Genomic DNA, 16557 nt, shown 5'->3' on the forward strand with positions numbered 1-16557 from the left:
TTAATTCTGTCAGGTTTTTATAAACAAAGGGTCGCGAAAGCGGCTCTTTTTCATTGCATATTATTTTTTCTACACACCTATACACTAAAGCTATAAATGATATAGTGGTTATAGTTATCACTTTTTTTATTATTAAATCGTATTAGTCACCCGCCAGGTGTGACGATAAAACGATGTTCTGATGGCGTCTAATTGGATGGTTTAACATGAAATTACAACAACTTCGCTATATTGTTGAGGTAGTCAATCATAACCTGAATGTCTCCTCAACGGCTGAAGGACTTTACACATCACAACCCGGGATCAGTAAGCAAGTCAGAATGTTGGAAGATGAACTGGGCATTCAAATTTTTTCCCGTAGCGGTAAGCACCTGACGCAGGTAACACCCGCAGGGCAGGAAATTATTCGTATTGCTCGTGAAGTGTTGTCAAAGGTCGACGCTATTAAATCGGTTGCCGGTGAGCACACCTGGCCTGATAAAGGTTCGCTGTATATTGCCACTACCCACACACAGGCACGTTATGCGCTGCCAAATGTCATTAAAGGCTTTATCGAGCGTTATCCTCGCGTTTCTTTGCATATGCATCAGGGGTCGCCGACACAAATTGCTGACGCAGTCTCTAAAGGTAATGCCGATTTCGCAATCGCCACGGAAGCCCTGCATTTATATGAAGATTTAGTGATGTTGCCTTGCTACCACTGGAACCGGGCTATTGTGGTAACCCCGGATCATCCTCTGGCGGGCAAAAAGGAAATCACAATTGAAGAACTGGCGCAGTATCCGCTAGTAACGTATACCTTCGGCTTTACCGGCCGTTCCGAACTGGACACAGCCTTTAACCGTGCAGGACTGACGCCGCGTATTGTCTTCACTGCAACTGACGCTGATGTCATTAAAACCTACGTCCGTCTTGGGCTGGGAGTAGGGGTAATTGCCAGCATGGCAGTCGATCCGGTTTCAGATCCCGATCTGGTGCGTGTCGATGCACATGATATCTTCAGCCACAGCACAACCAAAATTGGTTTTCGTCGCAGTACTTTTTTACGAAGCTATATGTATGATTTCATTCAGCGTTTTGCGCCGCATTTAACGCGAGACGTCGTTGATGCCGCCGTTGCACTGCGTTCCAATGAAGAAATTGAAGTTATGTTCAAAGATATCAAATTGCCAGAAAAATAATTATCCACGTTATTTCCGGCATCTTTTTATGTGACAAAGGTGCCGGAATATATTCTCTATTCCTTTTTATTTGTTCGCCGCTCACAATATACATACCCACAAGATTTTTATGGTAAATCGAGCTTAAAGTAGTGTCTATTTATCCGCGTTGCAAATTCCACTCTTCAAATATCTATTTCAGGTCAAAAGATTGAATTATTCACTGGAAACGATTCGTAAATTCGCTGGATTTTTAACTAAAGTTTCATTAGGATTTGTCCTATCATTTGATTAATTATACCAATCGTTTGGCATCTTGCTGATAAGTGATGGCGATTATATGAGGTTAGCAATGCCTTCTGGAAATCAGGCCCCCCGCCGGGACCCCGAATTAAAACGCAAAGCCTGGCTTGCGGTATTTCTTGGTTCAGCGCTCTTTTGGGTGGTTGTCGCACTGCTGGTTTGGAAAGTGTGGGGATAACTATGGTCGTTCAGGAGCAACATCAGGAGCCGTCATCATTATGTCAGCACAATGACAATGCAACGGAAACGAAACGGGACTGTTCTGTCGTTATACCCCATAGCTGGAAACTAACACCGCAACAGCAAGCCTTTATAGAGATGTTTGCTGAAGATGATCAGCAAAAACAATAATTATCATCATTCTTGTTACTCAATATATTAATGAATTAAACGGCTTTTAATACACCACAGCAATAACAAGTTGAGTTATCTCAACACAAAGTAATAACAATGGTCACTACAAATATGAAATACTGGTCCTGGATGGGCGTATTTTCTCTGTCGATGCTCTTCTGGGCCGAACTTCTCTGGCTCGTTACTCACTGATCTCCGCCCCCGCTGTGGCGGGGTTTTCTTTTGCGTTGCCACAAGGTTTCTCCTCTTTTATCAATTTGGGTTGTTATCAAATCGTTACTCGATGTTTGTGTTATCTTTATTATTCACCCTGAAGAGAATCAGGGCATCGCAACCCTGTCATTAAGGAGGAGCTATGTCGTCAACCCTACGAGAAGCCAGTAAGGACACGTTGCAGACCAAAGATAAAACTTACCACTACTACAGCCTGCCGCTTGCTGCCAAATCACTGGGCGATATCACCCGTCTGCCTAAGTCACTCAAAGTTCTGCTCGAAAACCTGCTGCGTTGGCAGGATGGCAATTCGGTCACCGAAGAAGATATTCATGCGCTGGCGGGATGGCTAAAAAACGCCCATGCCGATCGCGAAATTGCCTACCGTCCAGCCAGAGTGCTGATGCAGGATTTTACTGGCGTTCCTGCTGTTGTTGATCTTGCGGCGATGCGGGAAGCAGTCAAACGTCTCGGTGGCGATACCGCGAAGGTGAATCCGCTCTCACCGGTCGATCTGGTGATTGACCACTCGGTGACCGTCGATCGCTTTGGTGATGATGAGGCATTTGAGGAAAACGTACGCCTGGAAATGGAGCGCAACCACGAGCGTTATGTGTTTCTGAAATGGGGACAGCAGGCGTTCGGGCGTTTTAGCGTCGTGCCGCCAGGCACCGGGATTTGCCACCAGGTGAACCTTGAATATCTCGGCAAAGCGGTGTGGAGTGAATTGCAGGAGGGGGAGTGGATTGCTTATCCGGATACGCTCGTCGGCACCGACTCGCACACGACAATGATTAACGGTCTTGGTGTGCTGGGCTGGGGCGTTGGTGGGATCGAAGCAGAAGCGGCGATGTTAGGTCAGCCAGTTTCCATGCTTATTCCTGATGTGGTGGGCTTTAAACTCACCGGCAAACTCCGTGAAGGCATTACCGCCACCGACCTGGTGCTGACCGTTACTCAAATGCTACGTAAACATGGCGTCGTGGGTAAATTCGTCGAATTTTACGGTGATGGTCTGGATTCACTGCCACTGGCAGACCGAGCGACCATTGCCAATATGTCGCCGGAATATGGTGCAACCTGCGGGTTCTTCCCAATCGATGCTGTCACTCTCGATTACATGCGGTTAAGCGGCCGTAGTGAAGACCAGGTTGAACTGGTTGAGCAATATGCTAAAGCGCAGGGGATGTGGCGGAACGCAGGTGATGAACCGGTATTTACCAGTACGCTTGAATTGGATATGAACGACGTAGTCGCTAGTCTTGCCGGTCCAAAGCGTCCACAAGATCGTGTTGCGCTGCCAGATGTGCCAAAAGCCTTTGCCGCCAGTAACGAACTGGAAATAAACGCCACACATAAAGATCGCCATCCGGTCGATTATGTTATGAACGGGAATCAGTATCAGTTGCCTGATGGTGCAGTGGTTATTGCCGCGATAACGTCGTGCACCAACACCTCTAACCCCAGCGTGCTGATGGCGGCTGGATTACTGGCGAAAAAAGCCGTAACCCTGGGGCTGAAACGACAACCGTGGGTCAAAGCGTCTCTCGCGCCTGGCTCGAAAGTGGTTTCTGACTATCTGGCAAAAGCCAAACTGACGCCGTATCTTGATGAACTTGGCTTTAACCTTGTGGGCTATGGTTGTACTACCTGTATTGGTAACTCTGGTCCGTTGCCAGACCCTATCGAAACCGCGATTAAAAAAGGTGATTTAACCGTTGGCGCGGTACTGTCTGGCAACCGTAACTTTGAAGGACGTATTCATCCACTGGTTAAAACCAACTGGTTGGCTTCGCCGCCGCTGGTGGTTGCCTATGCACTGGCAGGCAATATGAATATCAACCTGGTTTCTGAACCTTTGGGCCACGATCGTAAAGGCGATCCAGTATATCTGAAAGATATCTGGCCATCGGCACAAGAAATTGCCCGTGCGGTAGAACAAGTCTCCACTGAAATGTTCCGTAAGGAGTACGCGGAAGTTTTCGAAGGGACTGCGGAGTGGAAAGAGATTAACGTAGTACGATCAGATACCTACGGATGGCAGGATGATTCGACCTACATTCGCTTATCGCCTTTCTTTGACGAAATGCAGGCAACACCTGCACCAGTGGAAGATATTCACGGCGCGCGAATTCTGGCAATGCTGGGTGATTCGGTTACCACTGACCATATCTCTCCGGCGGGTAGCATTAAGCCTGATAGCCCGGCGGGTCGATATCTACAAGGTCGTGGTGTTGAGCGGAAAGACTTTAACTCCTACGGTTCGCGGCGTGGTAACCATGAAGTGATGATGCGTGGCACGTTCGCCAATATTCGCATTCGTAACGAAATGGTGCCTGATGTCGAAGGGGGGATGACGCGCCATCTACCAGGCAATGATGTAATCTCTATTTATGACGCGGCGATGCGCTATCAGCAGGAGAAAACACCGCTGGCGGTAATTGCCGGGAAAGAGTATGGGTCAGGTTCGAGTCGTGACTGGGCAGCAAAAGGCCCACGTCTGCTCGGTATTCGCGTGGTGATTGCCGAATCGTTTGAACGTATTCACCGTTCGAATTTAATAGGCATGGGTATTTTGCCGCTGGAGTTCCCGCAAGGTGTGACGCGTAAATCGTTAGGGCTGACGGGGGAAGAGAAGATTGATATTGCCGATCTGCAAAATCTGCAACCTGGCGCTACGGTTCCTGTGACGCTGACGCGGGCTGATGGTAGTCAGGAAGTTGTACCGTGCCATTGTCGTATCGATACTGCAACGGAATTAACCTATTACCAGAACGACGGTATTTTGCACTATGTCATCCGTAATATGTTGAAATAATTTGCTTTTGCTTGCCGGATGTGGAATGTCCGGCAAGCATATTAAGCCTGCAACAAACGAGGATTATTTGTTGAGCAAATGGCCCATTTTCTCGGCTTTTGTATCGAGATAATGTTCATTATTTGGGTTACGGCCAACAATCAGCGGCACGCGTTCAACGATATTGATACCCGCTTCGGTCAGAATTTCGACTTTTTTCGGGTTGTTGGTTAACAAGCGGACTTCATTGACACCAAGGAGTTTGAACATATCGGCGCAGAGGGTGAAATCACGTTCATCAGCGGCGAAGCCTAACTGATGATTGGCCTCTACGGTGTCGTAACCTTGATCCTGTAACGCATAAGCACGGATTTTATTCAACAAACCGATGTTACGTCCTTCCTGACGGTGGTACAGCAAAATACCTCGGCCTTCTTCGGCAATGTGCGTCAGTGCTGCTTCAAGCTGGAAGCCACAATCGCAGCGCAAGCTGAACAGGGCATCACCGGTCAGACACTCAGAATGGACGCGCGCAAGTACCGGGGTATGCCCGGAAATATCGCCATAGACTAGCGCGACATGATCGTGTCCGGTTGCCAGTTCTTCAAATCCCACCATCAGGAAATCGCCCCATGGGGTTGGCAGTTTGGCTTCTGCCACACGTTTAAGCTGCATGAAATTCTCCAGATAATGCTGGTTCTGTATTGTCTTATTTTGCCATAACGCGAAGGGGTTCTCCTAATCACGACGCGCCAATCGTTCACTGAATGGCACAAATCTGTCAATTTTTACTGGAGCAGGCATTTTCAGTTATGATTGTGGGAGTTATAAAAAGGAGAGGCCATGCGTTCGATTGCCAGACGTACCGCAGTGGGAGCTGCACTATTACTTGTAATGCCGGTAGCTGTATGGATTTCTGGCTGGCGTTGGCAACCAGGAGATCAAAGTTGGCTGTTAAAAGCAGCCTTTTGGATCACTGAAACCGTTACTCAGCCCTGGGGCGTCATTACCCATCTGATTTTATTCGGTTGGTTTCTCTGGTGTCTGCGTTTTCGCCTCAAAGCCGCAATTATGCTGTTTACCATTTTGGCTGCGGCGATCCTCATTGGACAAGGAGTGAAATCCTGGATAAAAGATAAAGTTCAGGAGCCGCGCCCCTTTGTGATATGGCTGGAAAAAACACATCATATTCCGGTTGAGGAGTTCTACACTTTAAAACGTGCGGAACGCGGAAGCTTAGTGAAAGAACAGTTGGCTGAAGAAAATAATATACCGGACTATTTACGCTCTCACTGGCAGAAAGAGACGGGTTTTGCCTTTCCTTCCGGTCACACGATGTTTGCTGCCAGTTGGGCGCTGCTGGCCGTTGGGTTACTGTGGCCGCGTCGGCGAACATTCACCATTGCACTCTTGCTGGTTTGGGCCACGGGAGTCATGGGAAGCCGCCTACTGCTCGGGATGCATTGGCCGTGTGATTTGGTGGTGGCTACATTGATTTCGTGGGCGCTGGTGGCGGTGGCAACCTGGCTTGCGCAACGAATTTGTGGGCCATTGACACCACCTCCGGAAGAAAATCGTGAGATAGCGCAACGAGAAGAAGAAAGTTAACGCTGGTTGATTTTCTGATTTTCGCCCTTAAATCACCAACAATGCACGTAGTTGCCATTTCGCAGTCGACGTGAAAATGGTACTTTAAAGGGCTATTGCGATAAGTTGACCATAATTTATGCGCTCTAACCACATAACGGGAAGTAATGTGAAATATTTACTCATATTCTTATTGGTGTTGGCGATTTTCGTGATTTCGGTCACATTAGGTGCGCAGAACGATCAACAGGTGACGTTTAACTATCTGTTAGCGCAAGGGGAGTATCGTATCTCTACTTTGCTGGCCGTATTGTTTGCTGCGGGTTTTGCTATCGGTTGGTTAATTTGCGGACTGTTCTGGCTGCGAGTTCGTGTTTCTCTGGCGCGTGCTGAACGTAAAATAAAGCGACTGGAAAACCAGCTTTCATCCGCGACTGATGTGGCGGTAGCGCCGCATGCGTCAGTGGCGAAGGAATAACTTTCTATGCTGGAGTTGTTGTTTCTGCTCTTGCCTGTAGCCGCTGCCTATGGCTGGTATATGGGCCGCAGAAGTGCGCAACAAAACAAGCAAGATGAAGCCAACCGCCTGTCACGTGATTACGTGGCAGGGGTGAACTTTCTGCTTAGTAATCAACAAGATAAAGCGGTGGATCTGTTCCTCGATATGCTCAAAGAGGACACCGGGACCGTTGAAGCCCACCTTACGCTCGGAAACTTGTTCCGATCCCGTGGCGAAGTCGATCGCGCAATTCGCATCCACCAAACTTTAATGGAAAGCGCCTCGCTGACCTATGAACAGCGCCTGTTAGCAATTCAGCAACTGGGTCGTGATTACATGGCTGCCGGGTTGTACGATCGTGCGGAAGATATGTTTAATCAATTGACTGATGAAACTGATTTCCGTGTCGGCGCATTGCAACAACTCCTGCAAATCTACCAGGCCACCAGTGAATGGCAAAAGGCGATCGATGTTGCCGAACGTTTGGTTAAACTGGGTAAAGATAAACAGCGGGTCGAAATAGCCCATTTCTATTGTGAATTAGCTCTTCAATATATTGCCAGCGACGATCTCGATCGTGCCATGGCTTTGCTGAAAAAAGGGGCGGCGGCCGACAAAAACAGCGCGCGCGTATCCATCATGATGGGGCGTGTGTTTATGGCCAAAGGCGAGTACGGCAAAGCGGTCGAAAGCCTGCAACGCGTTATTTCTCAGGACAGAGAACTGGTCAGCGAAACGCTGGAAATGCTGCAAACCTGCTATCAGCAGCTGGGTAAAACAGCCGAATGGGCAGAATTCCTACAGCGCGCAGTAGAAGAGAACACCGGTGCCGATGCTGAACTGATGCTTGCTGACATCATTGAATCGCGTGACGGGAGTGACGCAGCTCAGATTTATATTACGCGCCAGTTGCAACGTCACCCAACCATGCGCGTGTTCCACAAATTGATGGATTACCATCTCAATGAAGCGGAAGAAGGGCGTGCAAAAGAGAGCCTGATGGTGCTGCGTGATATGGTTGGTGAAAAGGTACGCAGTAAGCCGCGTTATCGCTGCCAGAAGTGTGGTTTTACCGCTTATACCCTTTACTGGCATTGTCCGTCCTGTCGAGCCTGGTCAACCATTAAACCAATTCGCGGTCTGGATGGTCTGTAATTTTAAAAAAAATCAACTTTAGTTACAACATACTGATAGTTGTTATCAACAAATGTGCTTCGGTAACTCCTGCATGGAAAAGCCTGACAGGGGAGAAATCGCAACTGTTAATTTTTTATTTCCACGGGTAGAATGCTCGCCGTTTACCTTTTCGCGCCACTTCCGGTGCCCATCATCAAGAAGGTCTGGTCATGACGTTAACTGCTTCATCTTCTTCCCGCGCTGTTACGAGTTCTCCCGTCGTTGTTGCCCTCGATTATAATAATCGTGATGCCGCGCTGGCATTTGTCGACAAAATCGACCCACGCGATTGTCGCCTGAAAGTCGGCAAAGAGATGTTTACGCTGTTTGGGCCACAGTTTGTCCGTGAACTGCAAGAGCGTGGTTTTGATATCTTCCTTGACCTGAAATTTCACGACATTCCCAACACAGCAGCACACGCCGTGGCCGCAGCGGCTGACTTAGGCGTATGGATGGTGAATGTTCATGCTTCTGGCGGGGCGCGTATGATGACAGCAGCTCGTGAGGCGCTGATTCCGTTTGGCAAAGATGCGCCGTTGTTAATCGCGGTAACTGTGCTGACCAGCATGGAATCAAGCGATCTGGCTGATCTTGGCGTGACACTGTCACCAGCGGATTATGCAGAACGTCTGGCGGCGCTGACACAAAAATGTGGTCTTGATGGCGTGGTGTGTTCTGCCCAGGAAGCCGTTCGTTTTAAACAAGCGTTTGGTCAGGACTTCAAACTGGTTACGCCGGGTATTCGTCCGCAGGGGAGTGATGCTGGCGACCAGCGCCGCATTATGACGCCAGAACAGGCGCTGGCGGCTGGGGTTGATTATATGGTGATTGGTCGCCCGGTGACGCAATCTGCGGATCCAGCGCAAACGCTGAAAGCGATCAACGCCTCGTTACAGCGGAGTGCATAATGAGTGATTCCAACAGCCGTCTGGTCTATTCAACGGAGACTGGGCGTATTGATGAACCGAAAGTAGCCCCTGTACGGCCTAAAGGTGACGGCGTTGTGCGTATTCAACGTCAAACCAGCGGCCGTAAAGGTAAGGGTGTTTGCCTGATTACTGGTGTTGATCTCGATGAAGCTGAACTGATAAAGCTAGCGGCAGAACTAAAGAAAAAATGCGGCTGCGGAGGGTCAGTAAAAGAGGGAATTATCGAAATCCAGGGTGATAAGCGTGATTTATTAAAATCAATGCTTGAAGCGAAAGGCATGAAGGTAAAACTCGCTGGCGGTTAACAAAAAAAGCCACGGAAACATTCCGTGGCTTTCGTTTATTTCACTGTGTGTATTATTCAGTTATTTCATACTGAACAAAGTTAAGCGTATTATAATTGCGAGTCGCTAATCGACATTTATTTACGATTATTTACCGACCTGGTGACCGATAATACCACCAACGGCTGCTCCGCCTAACGTACCCAGCGTGCTGCCATCAGTCAGTACTGCGCCACCTATAGCACCTGCACCTGCACCGATTGCGGTATTACGATCTCGTTTAGACCAGTTAGAACAGGCACTCAGAGACATAGCCAGCGTAATCGCCAGAACAGCCGCGGTCATTTTTTTGCTCGTTACAAACATAATACTCTCTCCTGAATTTATGATTCACGGAAGTAAGCTCTCTTTAACTATAATAGTTAATAAGCTTCCTGAAAAAGTTATTTTCCGTGAAATCCTCTCGCGCAGGGTTATATCACGCAGGTGACAGTCACTTCCTGTTATATCGCTAATGTTAATTCTACAACTTTGAGGTTTTAAGGACAGGTAAATAGTCTTAATTAACAGCCAGGAATCATCTTAGAGCGGATGATTTGCGAAAGGGCAAATCATCCATAGCGGAGGGAAAATTAATTGTCGATGACGTGAACCGTCAGTTTATTGTGCTCAAGATGCAACAGGTGGCTGGCAGGTATCTTCGAGTCGGTGATGACCCGTTTGATTTTCTCAACAGGGCCGATGGAGTAAGAATGTACGGCACCAAATTTTGAGCTGTCCGTCAGAACTATTGCTTCGCACTCTTTTTCCAGTACAGCATTGACTACGTCGGTTCGCATCATGTCGCGCCCAGTAAATCCAGTTTCAGGTTGCCAGCCATCAATACCAATAAAGGCCTTACTGAAATGAACCTGCTGGATACACTGACGTGTCAGAGGGCCAACCATGCTTTCGCTTTTTTTCTGGTACACACCACCAAGTAGAATGACTTCACAGGGGGCGTCTTTCAACAAATGCGCAATGTAGCTGCTAACCGTAATGATGGTAACATCTTTCTTCTGTTCGCCTAACGTGCGAGCCAGAAGGGCATTGCTGCTGCCATTTTCAATAAAGATAGTTTCTCCTGGCTGAACCAGAGAGGCCGCAAATTCGGCAAGTTCACGCTTCAGCGTATAATTGCTCATCATCCGGGTTTCAACGTCATCGCTATCAAGCGAAACCGCAAAACCATGCGCACGGCGCAGATAACTCAGTTTTTCGAGGGTGTTGAGATCCTGGCGAATAGTAACTTCAGAAACACCAGTGGCTTTTGCCAGTTCGGTTACGCTAACCTGACCCTGGTCAATGACCATCTGTAGAATTGTTTGTTGTCGGGAATTCATCGCTGTAATTCTTATAACGTTATAATATTCAATAAAAAAGCTGACGCGCCTGGCATCCTTTTCTGCTAAATGGAAAGCCTGAAAGCACGACTGTTAAATCTCCCACGGTGCCTTCGGGATGTCTGGCGTAGATGCAGCAACCTGGCGCAAGAGTTCTGCTTTAAGTATCTCAAGATTATGGATCGCAGAGTGGTAATCGCCCGCCACAAGGATATCTAACACAATATCAATACGTTCGGCAACGTGTTGGGCATCAAATTCAGACATGAAGGTATCCTTATGGCAAAAAGTTGAAAATAGATAATGCAAAAATTGCCGCTAAAAGAGAAGCGTATAACGGCAAAGGCTAATTATCATTCGGGAATGCAATAATTAATGAGATTATGTATCGTTAAATGTTTATATTCGTCTCTTTATGACCGTTTTAGATAACGTTTAAACCAGCGCTCGAAGGCCACGGCAGGCATTGGTTTGGCAAACAAAAATCCTTGTCTCTCATTGATACCGTTTTTGGTCAAAAAGGCATCTTCTTTTGCGCTTTCCACCCCTTCGGCGATGACCTGCAGATTCAATGCCTGGGCGACGGCGACAATCGCTCGCACCAATGACTGCGAGACAGGTTGTTTGTGAATATTACGGACAAAAACCTGGTCAAGTTTAATCGCATCGATGGGAAAACGGGCCAGTTGCGAAAGCGAAGAGTAGCCAGTACCAAAATCATCCAAATGCACCTGCGCACCTAACTGACTAAATTGCTGAATAACAGAGAGGGCGAGTTCATCATTTTCTATCAGACAGCTTTCAGTTAACTCGATATCAATAGGGCAATATTCAAAATTCAGTTCTTGAAGAACCTGTTTCAGATCGGTAAAAAGAGTTTGATCGGCAAACTGGCGAGCAGAGATGTTCACCGCTACCCGCAGATTAATGCCTTTATCACGCCATTTCGCCACCTGACGCACCACATCGATTATCACCCAACGTCCTAATGGAACAATTAGCCCGGATTCTTCTGCATAGGAAATAAAGTCTAACGGGGGAATTAGTCCACGTTCAGGCGACTGCCAGCGCACCAACGCTTCCAGGCTTCGTACTTCACCGCGCCAGGTGATTTTCGGTTGATAGTGAATAACTAACTGATCGTTTTCCAGCGCCTTACGCAGGTTGGTATCAAGCCAAAGATATTCGAAAACCCGTTGGTTCATTTCTGGCGAAAAAACACAGAACTGTCCGCGTCCACCTTCTTTTGCCGTGTACATTGCGGTATCTGCATGGCGAATAATGGCAGCGCTATCCATACCATGTTGTGGCGAAAGTGAAATACCGACTGAACAGCCGGTATAGACTTCAATTAATCCAATGCGGAAGGGTTGGCGAAGCCGGGTTAAAATACGCGATGCCATCGCTTCCAGTGCGCTTTGTGATGTATTGGGGGCCAGCACCAGAAACTCATCCCCGCCTGGACGTGCCAGCACCTGATCCTGTTCAAGGCAGCTTAAAATGGCCAGTGACACCTCACGTAACAACTGGTCGCCAAATAAATGTCCGTAAGCGTCGTTTACCTTTTTAAAATTGTCTAAATCAAGATATACAACACCAACCTTACAGTCGTCAGCCTGATCAATGGCATGATCGATTAACTCCTGCATGGCGTTACGATTCGGCAGTCCGGTGATGCTGTCGGTATTTGCCAGTATGCGAAGTCGTTCCTGGGCGCGACGCTCTTCGGTAATATCGGTGCCGGAACAGATTAAATAGATCTCATTTTTTCCGCTACCGCTGTGCACAAATTTGTTGCGGAACAGAAACAGCCGTTGACCTTTGCGCGTTGGTATCCAGAGCTCAATTTCATAAGAATTACCACTGCGGAAAAATCCACGGTTATTACGGCTGGATGCTGCAGCTTCACGACGACTCATAAACAGCTTAAATACGCTTTGCCCAATGACATCGTGTTCTTTGAAACCTGTGTATTCTTCACATAATCGGTTAAAACGTTGGATATTCCCCCGGCTGTCAAGAATGACTATCGCGGAATGAGCTTCAGACACTACCTGTTCAGCAAAAGAGAGTCCATGCGATAAATCGCGGGCTACTGCAAGTGTGTCATGCCATGCAGATGCGTTGCCCCCCCATTCGCGCTTATTGATTTTTCGTCCAACCAGATGCACAGAAAGATCGCTCTCATTGACGGTCAGACTCATCATCAGGCTGGAAGTGATGACAGTCATTTCCCTGATGCGAGCAGCCTGTTCGGCAGATAACTGCAACGTACGTTCAGGTTCTGTGGTTTCGGTGGTGGAAAAGCGCAAAACATCGCTGTTTTCCGTCAACCGCCAGTATGGATTGTGCGATCCGAGAAAGTTGTACAACGTTGTGGACTCCCTAACGGTTTTCATGATGCATACCCTACGGTTAACGGCGAAGCACGCCATTAAATGAAAGGTCCAACATGACTTACATGAAATTAGTGTCGGCTAAACGTATTGTTTTTTTTATATATTTATTTGTAATCCAGTTTTGGGAAAACGCCAGTTTTCAAACGGAAGTCGTTAAAAAATATCTGCTGAGATAAAACGAATGTGAAAGGAGAGGGGAAAGCAAACGGCCCATCCATAATGAACGGGCCGTGAAAGGGGATTACGCGACCGGGCGCGCAATAATACTGCGGGTTTCCATGCGGACTTCGGCGATGGTGACGTCGATAACATCAGTTACCTTGTAAACCGTTTCACCTTTAATTTGCACGGTGCCGTTTTCCTGACTGCAAACCAGTTCATCGCGCACGGCGTGTAAGAATGGTGCAGGAATAAAGGCGATAGCGCCATTATCAACCAAACGCACACGCATACCGCCACGGCTGATATCGACGATTTCCGCCGCAAAACGGGTGTCGGTCCCGGCTTTGTCTTTCAGGAAACGGGCGTATAACCAGTCGCCGACATCACGTTCTGCCATTCGGTTGAGACGACGACGCTCTGCCATTTGGACAGTAATCTCATCCTGCGGACGCGTCGCTGTTTCGCCTTTGATGATCGCTTTCAGCAGACGATGGTTGATCATGTCGCCATATTTACGGATTGGAGAGGTCCAGGTGGCATACGCTTCCAGGCCGAGGCCAAAGTGAGGGCCAGGCTCAGTGCTGATTTCGGCAAAGGACTGGAAACGACGAATACGGCTGTCGAGGAAACCCGTCGGTTGCGCATCCAGCTCACGGCGCAGTTTGCAGAAGCCGTCCAGTGTGAGCACTTCTTCGGCGTCAACATGCAGGCCGTGGGTTTTTAGCAATGCTGCCAGTGTTTCAGCATTTGCCGGATCAAAGCCCATATGCACGTTATAGATGCCAAAACCGAGCTTATCGCGTAGTACGCGGGCAGCACAGATGTTAGCGGCAATCATCGCTTCTTCGACGATACGGTTGGCAATACGACGAGGCTCGGCGACGATATCCAGCACTTCACCTTTTTCACCGAGAATAAAACGGTAATCCGGGCGATCTTTAAACACCAGTGCATGGTTATGGCGCCACTCACCGCGACGCTGACAAATTTGCGCTAAGAGGCGAATTTGTTCGGCAATTGCCTCACTTTCTGGCTGCCAGTCGCCGGTGTTTTCCAGCCAGTCAGAAACCTGGTCATAAACCAGTTTCGCTTTGGACTCGATAGTGGCGGCAAAGAACTCGATATCGTCTTCAATGGTGCCGTCTGCGGAGAGCGTCATCCGACACGCCAGGACCGGGCGAACTTCATTGGCGCGCAGTGAGCAGAGATCGTCAGAAAGCTCACGCGGCAGCATTGGGATGTTGAAACCTGGCAGATAGTTGGTGAATGCACGAATTTTTGCCGCTTTGTCCAGCTTGCTACCTTCTGCAATCCACGCAGTTGGATCGGCAATCGCCACGATCAGTTGCAGTTTGTTATCCGGGAGTGCCTTCGCGAAGAGGGCGTCATCCATATCTTCCGTGCTGGCGCTATCGATGGTGACAAAATCCAGTGCAGTCAGATCTTCGCGCACCAGACCTTCGTCGAGCATTTCAGTAGCAACGCCGTTCGGCGCTTCTTTTTCCAGGTTATGACGCGCCAGAGTTACCCACCACGGTACGAAGTGATCGTCACCAAAAGTGATATATTGCGTGAGTTCTGCATAGAAAGAACGATCGCCTTTCAATGGATGACGACGCATTTCGGCAACTGCCCAGTCGCCTTCTTTGAATTCTTGAGTCAGGCCACGGGCTGCGCGGCAAGGAATAGCATCTTTCAATAATGGATGATCTGGGACAATGGCCAGACGGTCATTCTTGCCCTGAACTTTACCCACGAAGCGGGTTAGAAAAGGTTCAACCAGTTCTTCTGGTTCGGCGGATTCACGATCTTTTTCGCTGTGGATGACTGCGATAATTCTGTCGCCATGCATAACTTTTTTCATTTGCGGCGGCGGAATAAAATAACTTTTCTGTGCATCGACTTCCAGGAAGCCAAAGCCTTTTTCAGTGGCTTTTACCACCCCTTCAGCGCGGGGCGTCTGGGAATGCAGTTGCTGTTTAAGCTGCGCTAGCAGCGGGTTGTCCTGAAACATAATTGTCTATTTTCGTGGCCATTAGAGCGGCTGACAGTTTTACGCGATTCTGCCTGACGCAGCAAGGTTAATATGTTTCACCCAACGCGATTTTTAAGCGATTAATCCAGCCACAAAGCCCGCTCCATACCAACAGATTAATAACCTGCGTTGATGATATTTCGTGTTCGAGTAATGGGCTGAACTGGGCGGCGCTAAAGCGATCGGGTGCTCGGGTTAGCCATTGTATCGCCTGAACGGTGGCGCGCTCAACACAATGGCTCTCAGCCCACCGATTAATTTCATTTTCGCCCTGACGTAGAATGGGGATGACCTCTTTATATTCTGTTGTTGAATGTGTTTGGATAGCGAAGCAGGCGGAGCTGCCATTAATCCGCGCGGTTAATAACGTCGCAAGTTGATGACTGGGTTTTGCTCTAACCAATGTGCTGGCGAATAGCGCCTCAAGACGTGAAAGTAGAACCGGGTGAAGATTGAGTATTTCGGTCAGTTGGCAGAGTTCAACCGTCGAACTATTCACCGCATCTTCAGATAATTTTTCTACGGCGTAACAGGTACGCCAGCGAGTTGACTCATTCGAAAACAGTGATGCGTCGGCGTAGTTTTGCATTTCCAGACCAGGTAGCCAACGCACTGGTTGCCCGAGATAAGCCTGCAATATGGCAATCACTCGTGCCTGAAAACCGACAAAGCCAATAATTTGGTTAATGAACACACCGTCCCAAACGGTAAGGCCGACATCGTTAAGATGCTGACGGGACCGACCGTCGATAATAGATGGAGAGAAGGCCAGTTGGCGGGCGTATTGTGTGATTTGCGCCAGCCGATGGTTGCTTTCTCTGGAGGAATCAGGGCCGGGAAGTGGTGTCAGGCGCGCGGAATAGTAGTTACACAACCGCTGAACGCCGCAGACCTGGGCAACGGTCAGTGCGGTCGTCAGGCGCTCATAGGCGGTGAATGTCTGCAGGCGGGTCACTGACAGCTGATCCGGGAACAACTCTCCAGCAAGTGCACGTGCGGGGGCCAGCCATGACTGAAAGGGGGCCAGCGTTTGTTCCTCAAGAATCACGTCGAGCAAAAAAGGGTCGTTGACCTTTGCGGCTTCGGGTACAAGTGGCAGAACGTTATGCTCTGAAGTGCTGGATTGGATTTCGTGATACCAGTGGCTTTTGCCTGAACTGTGGCGTTGTTCCATGGGCGCTCCTTGGTCATAACGGAAATCGTTATCCTGACGCAAGGCGGGAAGGGGAGAAAGACGGATCGGCGATAACAAATATCAGAAAGGTATAACAGAGAAA

General features: G+C 48.5%; 18 protein-coding genes. 11 read left to right on the top strand and 7 right to left on the bottom strand.

The features are described from left to right. Window positions 1-206 precede the first annotated feature (206 nt). The 5 genes from cysB to acnA all read left to right on the top strand — a co-directional run bounded on the left by cysB (window position 207) and on the right by acnA (window position 4848). Window positions 207-1181: an HTH-type transcriptional regulator CysB gene (gene cysB / locus A9180_RS06490; protein ID WP_064527218.1), complete on the top strand. Its 975-nt coding sequence runs from the start codon at window positions 207-209 to the stop codon at window positions 1179-1181. A gap of 319 nt (window positions 1182-1500) precedes the next feature. Further along, complete coding sequence (locus tag A9180_RS06495; protein ID WP_222928542.1) at window positions 1501-1641, top strand: YmiA family putative membrane protein; 141 nt, start codon at window positions 1501-1503, stop codon at window positions 1639-1641. A gap of 2 nt (window positions 1642-1643) precedes the next feature. Continuing rightward, on the top strand, window positions 1644-1814 hold the full coding sequence (locus A9180_RS06500; protein WP_064527220.1) for a hypothetical protein: 171 nt from the start codon (window positions 1644-1646) through the stop codon (window positions 1812-1814). A 99-nt stretch (window positions 1815-1913) separates the two neighbouring features. Then, window positions 1914-2009, top strand: coding sequence for a small membrane protein YmiC (gene ymiC, locus A9180_RS24170; RefSeq protein ID WP_123057969.1), 96 nt, complete (start codon window positions 1914-1916; stop codon window positions 2007-2009). Between the two features lie 163 nt (window positions 2010-2172). After that, a complete protein-coding gene (gene acnA / locus A9180_RS06505; RefSeq protein WP_064527222.1) occupies window positions 2173-4848 on the top strand; it encodes an aconitate hydratase AcnA in 2676 nt (891 codons plus the stop codon). Window positions 4849-4911: 63 nt separating this feature from the next. Here acnA and ribA read toward each other — a convergent pair whose 3' ends face one another. After that, entirely contained in the window at window positions 4912-5502 is a 591-nt protein-coding gene (gene ribA, locus A9180_RS06510) for a GTP cyclohydrolase II (protein ID WP_064527224.1), read from the bottom strand. Between the two features lie 168 nt (window positions 5503-5670). On the opposite strand from ribA, the gene pgpB reads away from it, so the two are divergent. From pgpB to yciH, 5 genes are all read left to right on the top strand, one after another. Beyond that, entirely contained in the window at window positions 5671-6435 is a 765-nt protein-coding gene (gene pgpB, locus A9180_RS06515) for a phosphatidylglycerophosphatase B (RefSeq protein WP_064527226.1), read from the top strand. Window positions 6436-6583: 148 nt separating this feature from the next. Then, on the top strand, window positions 6584-6892 hold the full coding sequence (lapA, locus tag A9180_RS06520; protein WP_064527228.1) for a lipopolysaccharide assembly protein LapA: 309 nt from the start codon (window positions 6584-6586) through the stop codon (window positions 6890-6892). Window positions 6893-6898: 6 nt separating this feature from the next. Next, entirely contained in the window at window positions 6899-8068 is a 1170-nt protein-coding gene (lapB, locus tag A9180_RS06525) for a lipopolysaccharide assembly protein LapB (RefSeq protein WP_064527230.1), read from the top strand. A 191-nt stretch (window positions 8069-8259) separates the two neighbouring features. After that, entirely contained in the window at window positions 8260-8997 is a 738-nt protein-coding gene (pyrF, locus tag A9180_RS06530) for an orotidine-5'-phosphate decarboxylase (RefSeq protein WP_064527232.1), read from the top strand. Next, window positions 8997-9323 carry a stress response translation initiation inhibitor YciH gene (gene yciH / locus A9180_RS06535; RefSeq protein WP_064527234.1) on the top strand — a complete coding sequence of 109 codons (327 nt, stop codon included), beginning with the start codon at window positions 8997-8999 and terminating at the stop codon, window positions 9321-9323. The genes pyrF and yciH overlap by 1 nt, the downstream gene beginning before the upstream one ends. Window positions 9324-9449: 126 nt before the next feature. On the opposite strand, the gene osmB is transcribed toward yciH, so the two are convergent. The 4 genes from osmB to pdeR form a co-directional block, all read right to left on the bottom strand. After that, on the bottom strand, window positions 9450-9668 hold the full coding sequence (osmB, locus tag A9180_RS06540) for an osmotically-inducible lipoprotein OsmB (RefSeq protein WP_045443469.1): 219 nt from the start codon (window positions 9666-9668) through the stop codon (window positions 9450-9452). A gap of 266 nt (window positions 9669-9934) precedes the next feature. Then, on the bottom strand, window positions 9935-10684 hold the full coding sequence (locus A9180_RS06545) for a DNA-binding transcriptional regulator YciT (protein ID WP_064527235.1): 750 nt from the start codon (window positions 10682-10684) through the stop codon (window positions 9935-9937). Between the two features lie 93 nt (window positions 10685-10777). After that, complete coding sequence (yciZ, locus tag A9180_RS06550; protein ID WP_064527236.1) at window positions 10778-10951, bottom strand: protein YciZ; 174 nt, start codon at window positions 10949-10951, stop codon at window positions 10778-10780. A gap of 146 nt (window positions 10952-11097) precedes the next feature. Then, complete coding sequence (gene pdeR, locus A9180_RS06555) at window positions 11098-13083, bottom strand: cyclic di-GMP phosphodiesterase (protein ID WP_064527238.1); 1986 nt, start codon at window positions 13081-13083, stop codon at window positions 11098-11100. A 53-nt stretch (window positions 13084-13136) separates the two neighbouring features. Here pdeR and A9180_RS06560 point away from each other — a divergent pair, with 53 nt between their 5' ends. After that, the gene (locus tag A9180_RS06560) at window positions 13137-13259 is read left to right on the top strand and encodes a hypothetical protein (protein ID WP_064527242.1); all 123 of its coding nucleotides are present in this window, start codon (window positions 13137-13139) and stop codon (window positions 13257-13259) included. Window positions 13260-13324: 65 nt separating this feature from the next. Here A9180_RS06560 and A9180_RS06565 read toward each other — a convergent pair whose 3' ends face one another. Then, window positions 13325-15259, bottom strand: a complete 1935-nt coding sequence (locus A9180_RS06565; protein ID WP_064527244.1) for an exoribonuclease II — start codon at window positions 15257-15259, stop codon at window positions 13325-13327. 67 nt (window positions 15260-15326) lie between these two features. Further along, entirely contained in the window at window positions 15327-16454 is a 1128-nt protein-coding gene (locus A9180_RS06570; RefSeq protein WP_064527246.1) for a carboxymuconolactone decarboxylase family protein, read from the bottom strand. Between the last annotated feature and the right edge of the window lie 103 nt (window positions 16455-16557).

This window comes from Escherichia sp. B1147 (assembly GCF_001660175.1).
GTDB lineage: Bacteria > Pseudomonadota > Gammaproteobacteria > Enterobacterales > Enterobacteriaceae > Escherichia > Escherichia whittamii.

Bases quoted from the DNA above. Each gene is read 5' to 3' on its own strand.
- cysB (WP_064527218.1), top strand. From the start codon at position 207: ATGAAATTACAACAACTTCGCTATATTGTTGAGGTAGTCAATCATAAC.
- A9180_RS06495 (WP_222928542.1), top strand. From the start codon at position 1,501: ATGAGGTTAGCAATGCCTTCTGGAAATCAGGCCCCCCGCCGGGACCCC.
- A9180_RS06500 (WP_064527220.1), top strand. From the start codon at position 1,644: ATGGTCGTTCAGGAGCAACATCAGGAGCCGTCATCATTATGTCAGCAC.
- ymiC (WP_123057969.1), top strand. From the start codon at position 1,914: ATGGTCACTACAAATATGAAATACTGGTCCTGGATGGGCGTATTTTCT.
- acnA (WP_064527222.1), top strand. From the start codon at position 2,173: ATGTCGTCAACCCTACGAGAAGCCAGTAAGGACACGTTGCAGACCAAA.
- ribA (WP_064527224.1), bottom strand. From the start codon at position 5,502: ATGCAGCTTAAACGTGTGGCAGAAGCCAAACTGCCAACCCCATGGGGC.
- pgpB (WP_064527226.1), top strand. From the start codon at position 5,671: ATGCGTTCGATTGCCAGACGTACCGCAGTGGGAGCTGCACTATTACTT.
- lapB (WP_064527230.1), top strand. From the start codon at position 6,899: ATGCTGGAGTTGTTGTTTCTGCTCTTGCCTGTAGCCGCTGCCTATGGC.
- pyrF (WP_064527232.1), top strand. From the start codon at position 8,260: ATGACGTTAACTGCTTCATCTTCTTCCCGCGCTGTTACGAGTTCTCCC.
- yciH (WP_064527234.1), top strand. From the start codon at position 8,997: ATGAGTGATTCCAACAGCCGTCTGGTCTATTCAACGGAGACTGGGCGT.
- osmB (WP_045443469.1), bottom strand. From the start codon at position 9,668: ATGTTTGTAACGAGCAAAAAAATGACCGCGGCTGTTCTGGCGATTACG.
- A9180_RS06545 (WP_064527235.1), bottom strand. From the start codon at position 10,684: ATGAATTCCCGACAACAAACAATTCTACAGATGGTCATTGACCAGGGT.
- yciZ (WP_064527236.1), bottom strand. From the start codon at position 10,951: ATGTCTGAATTTGATGCCCAACACGTTGCCGAACGTATTGATATTGTG.
- pdeR (WP_064527238.1), bottom strand. From the start codon at position 13,083: ATGAAAACCGTTAGGGAGTCCACAACGTTGTACAACTTTCTCGGATCG.
- A9180_RS06560 (WP_064527242.1), top strand. From the start codon at position 13,137: ATGACTTACATGAAATTAGTGTCGGCTAAACGTATTGTTTTTTTTATA.
- A9180_RS06565 (WP_064527244.1), bottom strand. From the start codon at position 15,259: ATGTTTCAGGACAACCCGCTGCTAGCGCAGCTTAAACAGCAACTGCAT.
- A9180_RS06570 (WP_064527246.1), bottom strand. From the start codon at position 16,454: ATGGAACAACGCCACAGTTCAGGCAAAAGCCACTGGTATCACGAAATC.